This is a genomic window from Pseudomonas sp. FG98 (assembly GCF_057808595.1).
In genome coordinates, this window is the sequence record NZ_JBMDIJ010000141.1 from 1 (window position 1) to 8,899 (window position 8,899).

8 protein-coding genes are annotated in these 8,899 nt (G+C 66.5%); 4 read left to right on the plus strand and 4 right to left on the minus strand.

Annotated features, from left to right (window positions below):
• Positions 1-191 precede the first annotated feature (191 nt).
• From galB to ACODSK_RS31620, 3 genes are read left to right on the plus strand one after another with little or no spacing between them, the layout of a single operon-like run.
• Entirely contained in the window at positions 192-926 is a 735-nt protein-coding gene (gene galB / locus ACODSK_RS31610) for a 4-oxalmesaconate hydratase (protein ID WP_489021939.1), read from the plus strand.
• Complete coding sequence (locus ACODSK_RS31615) at positions 923-1,645, plus strand: 4-carboxy-4-hydroxy-2-oxoadipate aldolase/oxaloacetate decarboxylase (RefSeq protein ID WP_489021941.1); 723 nt, start codon at positions 923-925, stop codon at positions 1,643-1,645. Before galB ends, ACODSK_RS31615 begins: the two co-directional genes overlap by 4 nt.
• Positions 1,642-2,706 (plus strand): 4-oxalomesaconate tautomerase, encoded by a 1,065-nt coding sequence (locus ACODSK_RS31620; protein ID WP_489021943.1) that lies wholly within the window; start codon positions 1,642-1,644, stop codon positions 2,704-2,706. The genes ACODSK_RS31615 and ACODSK_RS31620 overlap by 4 nt, the downstream gene beginning before the upstream one ends.
• Here the strand turns inward: ACODSK_RS31620 and ptrR are convergent.
• A complete protein-coding gene (ptrR, locus tag ACODSK_RS31625; protein ID WP_489021945.1) occupies positions 2,699-3,583 on the minus strand; it encodes a putrescine utilization regulator PtrR in 885 nt (294 codons plus the stop codon). The genes ACODSK_RS31620 and ptrR overlap by 8 nt on opposite strands.
• A 106-nt stretch (positions 3,584-3,689) precedes the next feature.
• On the opposite strand from ptrR, the gene ACODSK_RS31630 reads away from it, so the two are divergent.
• Positions 3,690-5,081, plus strand: coding sequence for an aldehyde dehydrogenase family protein (locus ACODSK_RS31630; RefSeq protein WP_489021947.1), 1,392 nt, complete (start codon positions 3,690-3,692; stop codon positions 5,079-5,081).
• Positions 5,082-5,234: 153 nt separating this feature from the next.
• Here ACODSK_RS31630 and ACODSK_RS31635 read toward each other — a convergent pair whose 3' ends face one another.
• The 3 genes from ACODSK_RS31635 to ACODSK_RS31645 all read right to left on the minus strand — a co-directional run bounded on the left by ACODSK_RS31635 (position 5,235) and on the right by ACODSK_RS31645 (position 8,645).
• Complete coding sequence (locus tag ACODSK_RS31635; protein ID WP_489021953.1) at positions 5,235-6,665, minus strand: aldehyde dehydrogenase family protein; 1,431 nt, start codon at positions 6,663-6,665, stop codon at positions 5,235-5,237.
• A 6-nt stretch (positions 6,666-6,671) separates the two neighbouring features.
• A complete protein-coding gene (locus ACODSK_RS31640; protein WP_489021949.1) occupies positions 6,672-8,171 on the minus strand; it encodes a purine-cytosine permease family protein in 1,500 nt (499 codons plus the stop codon).
• Positions 8,172-8,243: 72 nt separating this feature from the next.
• The gene (locus ACODSK_RS31645; protein ID WP_489021951.1) at positions 8,244-8,645 is read right to left on the minus strand and encodes a YybH family protein; all 402 of its coding nucleotides are present in this window, start codon (positions 8,643-8,645) and stop codon (positions 8,244-8,246) included.
• Between the last annotated feature and the right edge of the window lie 254 nt (positions 8,646-8,899).

The window sequence follows — 8,899 nt, forward strand, 5'->3', positions numbered from 1 at the left end:
ATTGCAGTAGTGAATTCACTGAAGCAATCGCTGGCAAGCCAGCTCCCACAGGGGCCAAGTCGCTGCGGGACTATGCGCGTGACTTGGCTCAGCCGCAATAAGCAAAACGCATACCCCCCTCAAGCCTACGCATTACCCCGCCAACACCCCGACTGACATCCTTGGGCAAAACCCAGCAGGAGCCTTGCCCCATGAACCCCACCCCCAAAACCGCGCTGGTGGTCAGCGCCCATTCCGCCGATTTCGTCTGGCGCGCCGGCGGCGCCATCGCCCTGCACGCCGAGCAGGGCTACGCGGTGCATATCGTCTGCCTGTCGTTCGGCGAGCGCGGCGAGTCGGCCAAGCTGTGGCGCAAGGGCGAGATGACCGAGGACAAGGTCAAGGCCGCGCGCCGCCAGGAAGCCGAGGCCGCTGCCGAAATTCTCGGGGCCAGCGTCGAGTTCTTCGATATCGGCGACTACCCGATGCGCGCCGACAAGGACACCCTGTTCCGCCTCGCCGACGTGTTCCGCCGGGTGCAGCCGGAGTTCGTCCTCAGCCACTCGCTGAAGGACCCGTACAACTACGACCACCCGCTGGCCATGCACCTGGCCCAGGAAGCGCGGATCATCGCCCAGGCCGAAGGCTACCGCCCCGGCGAGAAGATTGTCGGCGCGCCGCCGGTGTACAGCTTCGAGCCGCACCAGCCCGAGCAATGCGAATGGCGCCCGGATGTGCTGCTGGACATCACCTCGGTGTGGGAGCGCAAGTACGCCGCGATCCAGTGCATGGCCGGCCAGGAACACCTGTGGGAGTACTACACCCGGGTCGCCCTGCAACGCGGCGTGCAGGCCAAGCGTAACGTCGGCATCGCCTCCAGCCGCGACATCGTCTACGGCGAGGGCTACCAGAGCATCTTCCCGCGGGTGACGGAGAACCTGGCATGAGCGAACTGATCGGCAAGACCGGCTATGTGGTGCGCAACATCCGCCGCGCCGAGCCCGAGGTGATCGACACCCTCGGCCAGCTTGGCGTCGCCACGGTGCACGAGGCCCAGGGCCGCAAGGGCCTGCTCGGCTCGCAACTGCGACCGATCCAGCAAGGCGTGGCGCAGGCCGGGTCGGCGGTGACGGTGCTGGTGGCGCCGGGTGATAACTGGATGTTCCACGTCGCCGTGGAGCAGTGCCAACCCGGCGACCTGCTGGTGGTGGCGCCGAGTTCGCCGTGCAGCGACGGCTACTTCGGCGACCTGCTGGCCACCTCGCTCAAGGCCCGTGGCGTGCGTGGCCTGGTCATCGATGCCGGCGTGCGTGACAGCCAGACCCTGCGCGAGATGGGCTTTGCCGTGTGGTCGCGGGGCATCAATGCCCAGGGCACGGTCAAGGAAACCCTCGGCTCGGTGAACCTGCCGCTAGTGTGCGCCGGTCAACTGATCAACCCCGGCGACGTGGTGGTGGCCGACGACGACGGCGTGGTGGTGGTACGCCGTGGCGAAGCCCGCGATGTGGCCCAGGCCGGTCTGGGCCGGGCCGAACTGGAAGAGCAGAAACGCCTGCGCCTGGCCAATGGCGAGCTGGGCCTGGACATCTATGGCATGCGTCCACGCCTGGAGGAAAAAGGCCTGGTCTACCTGGACAGCCTTGCCGACCTGGAGCGCCGCCTGTGAGCCAGCTGCGTATCCCCTGCCTGCTGATGCGTGGCGGCACCTCCAAGGGCGCCTTCTTCCTGGCCGACGACCTGCCTGCCGACCGCGCCCAGCGCGATCGCCTGCTGCTGGCGGTGATGGGCTCGCCGGACGCCCGGCAGATCGACGGCATCGGCGGTGCCGACCCGCTGACCAGCAAGGTGGCGATCATCCGCCGCAGTGCCCGCGCCGATGCCGATGTCGACTACCTGTTCGCCCAGGTGCTGTTGGACGAGGCGCGGGTCGACGAGGGCCAGAACTGCGGCAATATCCTCGCCGCCGTCGGCCCGTTCGCCCTTGAGCGCGGCCTGCTGCCGATCCAGGGCGACAGCACCCGGGTACGGATCTTCATGGAAAACACCGGGCAGGTTGCCGTGGCCACGATCGCCACGCCGGACGGCGCCGTGAGCTACGCCGGCGAAACCCGTATCGACGGCGTGCCAGGCACAGGCGCCGCGATCGTCATCGCCTTCGAGGATATCGCCGGCTCCAGTTGCGGCAGCCTGCTACCGACCGGCTCGCCGCGGGACTGCTTCGACGGGGTCGAGGTGAGCTGCATCGACAACGGCATGCCGGTGGTGCTGGTGCGCGCCGAAGACCTCGGGCGCAGTGGCCATGAGAGCCGCGAGCAACTGGACGCCGACGATGAGCTGAAGGCGCGCCTGGAATCGATCCGCCTGCAGGCCGGGCCACGCATGAACCTGGGCGATGTCAGCCAGCGCAACGTGCCGAAGATGTGCCTGGTGGCCGCGCCGGTCGCCGGCGGCAGCATCGCCACCCGCTCCTTCATTCCGCATCGCTGCCACGCCTCCATCGGCGTATTCGGCGCGGTCAGCGTGGCCACCGCCTGCCTGATCGAGGACACCGTGGCCCGGCCGCTGGCGCAGGTTCAGCCGGGCCCGGTGCAGCGGCTGTCGGTGGAGCATCCCAGCGGCGAGTTCAGCGTGGAGATCCACCAGCAAGGCGGACGCATCGTCAGCTGCGGGCTGGTCCGCACCGCGCGGGCGCTGTTCGATGGCGTGGTGCTGGTGGCCGCTAGCTGACCGGCTCGTCCACCACATCACCGCGCTGGCGGAGCAATTCGACGAAACTGCTCAGGCAACGCGACACCATGCCCCGCCGCCACACCAGCCAGGTGCGCAGATAGCGGAAGCGCTCCGACAGCGGCCAGACGCTGACCGTGCTGCAGCCCGGCATGCTGTCGAGCATGCTGCGCGGCATCAGCGCCAGGCCGGCGCCAGCACTGACGCAGGCGAGCATGCCGTGGTAGGACTCCATTTCGAGGATCTTGCCCGGCACCGCCGCGTCCTGGGCGAACCAGCTTTCGAAGTGATGGCGGTACGAGCAGTTGGCGCGGAAGGCGTAGATAGTCGAGCCGTTGACCTCGGCGGCGCGGCTGATCGGCGGATGGTTCAGTGGCGCGATCAGCACCATCTCCTCGGTGAACACCGGCACCCCTTCCAGCGCCGGGTGCAGCACCGGGCCATCGACGAAGGCAGCGCTCAGGCGCCCGGCGAGCACGCCGTCGATCATCGCTCCGGAGGGGCCAGTGCTGAGGTCCAGTTCGACCTTGGCATAGAGCTGGTTATAGGCCGCCAGCACCGCAGGAATGCGCACCGCCGCCGTGCTTTCCAGCGAGCCGAGGGCGAAGGCGCCCTGGGGCTCGTCACCGGCCACGGTCTGCCGCGCCTCGGCCACCAGGTCGAGAATACGCTTCACATAGTCGAGAAAATTCCACCCGGCCGGTGACAGGCGCAGGCGACTTTTCTCGCGGATGAACAGTTCGGCGCCCAGTTCTTCTTCCAGTTGTCGGATTCTCGTGGTCAGGTTCGACGGCACCCGATGAATATGCTGGGCCGCCGCACTGATGCTGCCCTGCTCTGCCACGGCCTTGAACATCTCCAGCTGGACCAGATCCATAGAGTCATTCTCTCTGCGTGAATGTTTCGCTCAGTATTATTCAGTTTCTGCGAAACATACAACGCAGTAGGCTCCTTCTCACACACCGTCCACGAGAACGCCAAAAATGACCGTGATCAGCCACCACACCCATGCCTTGTCGATCAACCCTGCCACTGGCGAGCAGATCGGCCACTACGCCTACGAAAACGACGCTGCCCTCGACGCCGCCCTGGCCCGAGCTGCTGCCGGTTACGCGGTGTGGCGGCGCACGCCGCTGGAAGGCCGCGTCAGCCAGTTGCGCGCCCTGGGCGCCGCGCTGCGTGACAACGCCGAAGCCATGGCGCTGATGATCACTGACGAAATGGGCAAGCCGATCGCCCAGGCCCGTGGCGAAATCGAAAAATGCGCCCAGCTCTGCGACTGGTACGCCGAAGCCGGCCCGGCCATGCTCGCCCCGGAACCAGCCCCGGTACCGGTGGGCAAGGCGCGCATCGAATACCGTCCGCTCGGCCCGCTGCTGGCGGTGATGCCGTGGAACTTCCCGATCTGGCAGGTGCTGCGCGGCGCCGTCCCGGCCCTGCTGGCCGGCAACACCTACGTGCTCAAGCACGCGCCGAACGTAATGGGCAGCGCCTACCTGCTACTGGACGCGTTCAAGCGCGCCGGCTTCCCTGAAGGCGTGTTCGAGGTGATCAACGTCACCCCTGACGGCGTGTCCAAGGCCATCGCCGACCCGCGCATCGCCGCCGTGACCCTGACCGGCAGCGTCCGCGCCGGTACCGCCATCGGCGCCCAGGCCGGTGCCGCGCTGAAGAAATGCGTGCTGGAACTGGGTGGCTCCGACCCGTTCATCGTGCTCAACGATGCCGACCTCGATGAAGCGGTGAAAGCCGCCGTGATCGGCCGCTACCAGAACACCGGCCAGGTCTGCGCCGCGGCCAAGCGCCTGATCGTCGAGGAAGGCGTGGTCCAGGCTTTCACCGAGAAGTTCGTCGCCCTGACCCGCGAGCTGGTGATGGGTGACCCGCGCAATGCCGACACCTATATCGGCCCGATGGCCCGTTTCGACCTGCGTGACGAGCTGGATGGCCAGGTCCAGGCGACCCTGGCCGAAGGCGCCACCCTGCTGCTCGGTGGTGACAAGGCCGAGGGCGAAGGCAACTACTACCTGCCGACCGTGCTGGCCGACGTCACCGACCAGATGACCTCATTCAAGGAAGAGCTGTTCGGCCCGGTGGCGTCGATCATCACCGCCCGCGACGCCCGGCATGCCCTGCAACTGGCCAACGACAGCGAATTCGGCCTGGCCTCGACCATCTACACCGCCAATGTGGAACTGGCCGAGCAACTGGTGGAAGAGCTGGATACCGGCGGCATCTTCATCAACGGCTACTGCGCCAGCGACCCGCGGGTGACCTTCGGTGGGGTGAAGAAGAGTGGTTTCGGGCGGGAGTTGTCGCACTTTGGGGTGCGCGAGTTCTGCAATGCGCAGACGGTGTGGCTGGATAGGAACTGAGGCAACGCAACCACCTGTGGGAGATCAGGCAGACGGGGTTGTAGCTGCTGGCCCCATCGCCGGCAAGCCGGCTCCCACAGGGATAGCACCGCCCTCAAGGACTGTGGTGGACCTGTGGGAGCTGGCTTGCCAGCGATGAGGCCGGCACTGACATCACCCCAGGCAACGGGTCACATGCTTGACCGACTGATACGCCGACAACCCCCACGGCCCCAGCTCGCGGCCGATGCCGCTGCCCTTGGTGCCGCCCCATGAGGTTTCGACGAACACCGCCTGGATCGAGTTGATCCAGACATGCCCGACTTCCAGGGCATCGGCGACCCGCTCGGCGCGCTCGAGATCAGCACTGACCACCGTGGCCACCAGGCCGAAACGGCTGTCGTTGGCCAGGGCAATGGCTTCTTCCTCGGTACGGAAACGCTGGCTGCACAGCACCGGGCCGAAGATTTCCTCGCTCCACAGACGGCTGTCCGCCGGCACATCGGCGTATAGGGTCGGGCTGACGAACCAGCCGGCACGGTCCAGCGGCTTGCCGCCGGCCAGGCAGTTCAGGCCCTCTTCCTTCGCCACGGCAAAGTACGCCGCCACCTTGAGCCATTGGCCCTGGCTGGTCAGCGGGCCCATGTCGACTTCCTCGCTCAGCGGGTTGCCAACGCGCAACTGCTCCAGCGCGACTTTCAGCTTGGCCAGCAGGGCATCGGCGATGCCGTCCTGGATCAGCAGGCGCGAAGTGGCCGAGCACATCTGCCCGGCGTTCCAGCAGATGCCGGCGACGATCCACTCCACCGCCTGGTCCAGGTCGCAGTCGTCGAACACCACGATGGCCGACTTGCCGCCCAGTTCCAGGGTCACCGGCCGGCACTGCGCCGAGGCACTGCGCATCACCTGGCTGCCGACGGTGTTGCTGCCGGTGAAGGACAGCTTGTCGAGGCCGTTGTGGTTGCTCAGGGCGATACCGGTTTCGGCCTTGCCGACCACGATGTTCAGCACGCCCGCCGGCAGGCCCAGTTGCTCGGCGATCTGCCCGTAGCTCTGCTCGATCAGCGGGGTGATCTCCGACGGCTTGAGCACCACGGTGCAGCCGGCGGCCAGGGCCGGGGCCAGCTTCCAGGCGCTGGTCACCAGCGGGAAGTTCCACGGCACGATCAGGCCGACCACGCCCACCGGCTCCAGGCGGGTGCGGGCACTGAAGCCCGGAGCGGCCAGGGCCACGTTCGGGTCCTTCTGCGCCTGCTGTTCGATCAGGTCGGCGTAGTAGCCGAAGGTGGCGACGGCGTCATCCAGGTCGACTTCCGCTTCATGCCGCGGCTTGCCGTTGTTGCGCATTTGCAGGGCGATCAGTTCCTCGCGGCGCTGGCCCAGTTGCTCGGCAAAACCGCGCAGGTAGCCGGCGCGGGTCGCCACGTCGGTGTTTTTCCACGCTGGCAGGGCCTGGCGTGCGGCGGCCACGGCCTCGTCGACCTGGGCGGCACTGGCCGCCAGCAGTTCGGCGAAAGGCTCACCGAGGGACGGATCGAAGACCTTGATGCAGTCGGCAGTGGCGCCATCCACCCAGCGGCCGGCGATGTAATGAGTCATGTGCAGCTCCAGTCAGGCCGTTTCGGCATTCGACAGCGGCGCGGACGCCGCCGGTTTGCGGTACACCCAGCGCGGGCCCTTGGGGCCATACACCGCGGCGGGTTCGGGGAAGAGATTGATCAGCGCCAGGTACAGCACGGCGGCCAGGCCCAGGGTGATCGGCAGGCTGATATCGATGCCGCCGGCCAGCTCGCCCAGGGTGCCGACGAACTGCCCCGGCAGGTTGACGAAGCACAGGCCGGTGATCGCGCTGGGGATCCAGGCGCCCATGCCGCGCCAGTTCCAGCCGTGATTGAACCAGTAGCGGCCGCCGCGCTCGCCGCGGGTGAACACTTGCAGGTCATCGGCGTGGTAGTAGCCGCGGCGGGTGATCAGGCCGAGGATCATGATCACCATCCACGGGCTGGTGCAGGTGATGATCAGCACGGCGAAGGTCGACACGCTCTGCACCAGGTTGAAGGCGAAGCGGCCGATGAAGATGAAGGCGATGGCGGCGACGCCGATCAGCAGGGTCGCCCCGGCGCGGCTGAGCAGGCGCGGGAACACGCTGGACATGTCCAGGCCGGTGCCATACAGCGCCGTGGTGCCGGTGGACATGCCGCCGATCACCGCGATCAGGCACACCGGCAGGAAGAACCAGGCCGGCGAGATGGCCAGCAGGCCGCCGACGTAGTTGTTCGCCTGGATGTACTCGGGTGCGTTGCTCGCCACCAGGGTCGCGGTGCACAGGCCGAAGAAGAACGGGATCAGGGTGCCGATCTGCGAGGCGATCACCGCCAGCATGATCCGCGCCTTGGGGGTTTCCCGCGGGATGTAGCGCGACCAGTCGCCGAGGAAGGCACCGAACGACACCGGGTTGCTCATGGCCAGCAGCGCCGCGCCGATGAAGGCTGCCCAGAAGCCCGGCTGGCCGAGGTTGACGCTACCGGCGAAGCCCGCGTCGAACGGCCCGGAGAAGGCGAAGATGCCCAGCAGGAACATCAGGCTCGACGCCCATACGGCGATCTTGTTGACCCACAGCATGAAGCGGAAGCCGTAGATGCACACGATCAGCACCAGCACGGCGAACAGCCCGTAGGCCAGGCCCAGGGTCAGGTCGGTTTCCGGCAGCCCGGCCAGGCGCTTGGCGCCGCCGACCAGGGCATCGCCGGAACTCCACACCGACAGCGAGAAGAACGCCACCGCGGTGAGCAGCGACAGGAAGGAACCGACGATACGCCCGTGCACGCCGAAATGCGCACCGGACGACACCGCGTTGTTGGTGCCGTTGAGCGCACCGAACAGGCCCATGGGCGAAAGGATCAGCGCACCGACCGCAACGCCCAGCAGGATCGCCCAGACCCCGGCCTGGAACGACAGGCCGAACAGCACCGGGAAACTGCCCAGTACTGCGGTGGCGAAGGTATTGGCGCCACCGAAGATCAGGCGGAACAGGTCCAGGGGAGAGGCATCGCGTTGATGATCGGGAATCTGTTCGACCCCGTTGGTTTCGATTCCGGAAGAATGGCTCATGGTGGTGCTCCAGCGCCTGTCGTGATTGTTGTTGAGTGCGTTGGCAGTGGCGGCAAGGCCGCCGGAAAAGAATCAGCTATCGCTCAGTGCCGACAGGTGCTCATGACAGGCCAGCCAGTGCTCGCCGTGCAGGCGGAAGACGATGGTTTCCCGTTCCTGCAACTGAAGTTCTTCGCCGCCGACCCGCAGGTGGGTGGCCACGTCATGCATGAAGATCGCCACATCGCCCTGCAGGCTGACCTGGCCATTGCTCGACTGGCAGCCGAGCACGGCAAAGCCTTCGGCCTGCCATTGCGCCCACACCTGCTCGTAGGCAAGACGGGACATCAGCGGTTGCGGGAGGGTGTGGAAAAGGAAGGTAGCGTCTTCGCTGAAGCAGGCGAAGTAGCGTTGGGTATCGTTGCTGGCGAAGGCCTGGACCAGGGCGGCGGCGGCCTGCAGTACCTGGGTTTCGCGCGTAAGGGTCTGGTTCACGAGTGTGGCACTCACGGTTTTTGTAGTTGTCGTGAGGGATTCTGGCGAGGCGCCAGTGCCAGACAAATCGCTGGAGGCAAATAATCAGTTCAGGAATTTCTAAACCATCCCGTTCGACGGCGCAGAACCCACTCCCATAGAACACTACATAACTCACTGATTGACTGGCCCCTGTGGGAGCTGGCTTGCCAGCGATGACCATGGGTATCTACACATCTCTGCCATGCTCAACGCGGACCTTGTGGGAGCGGCTG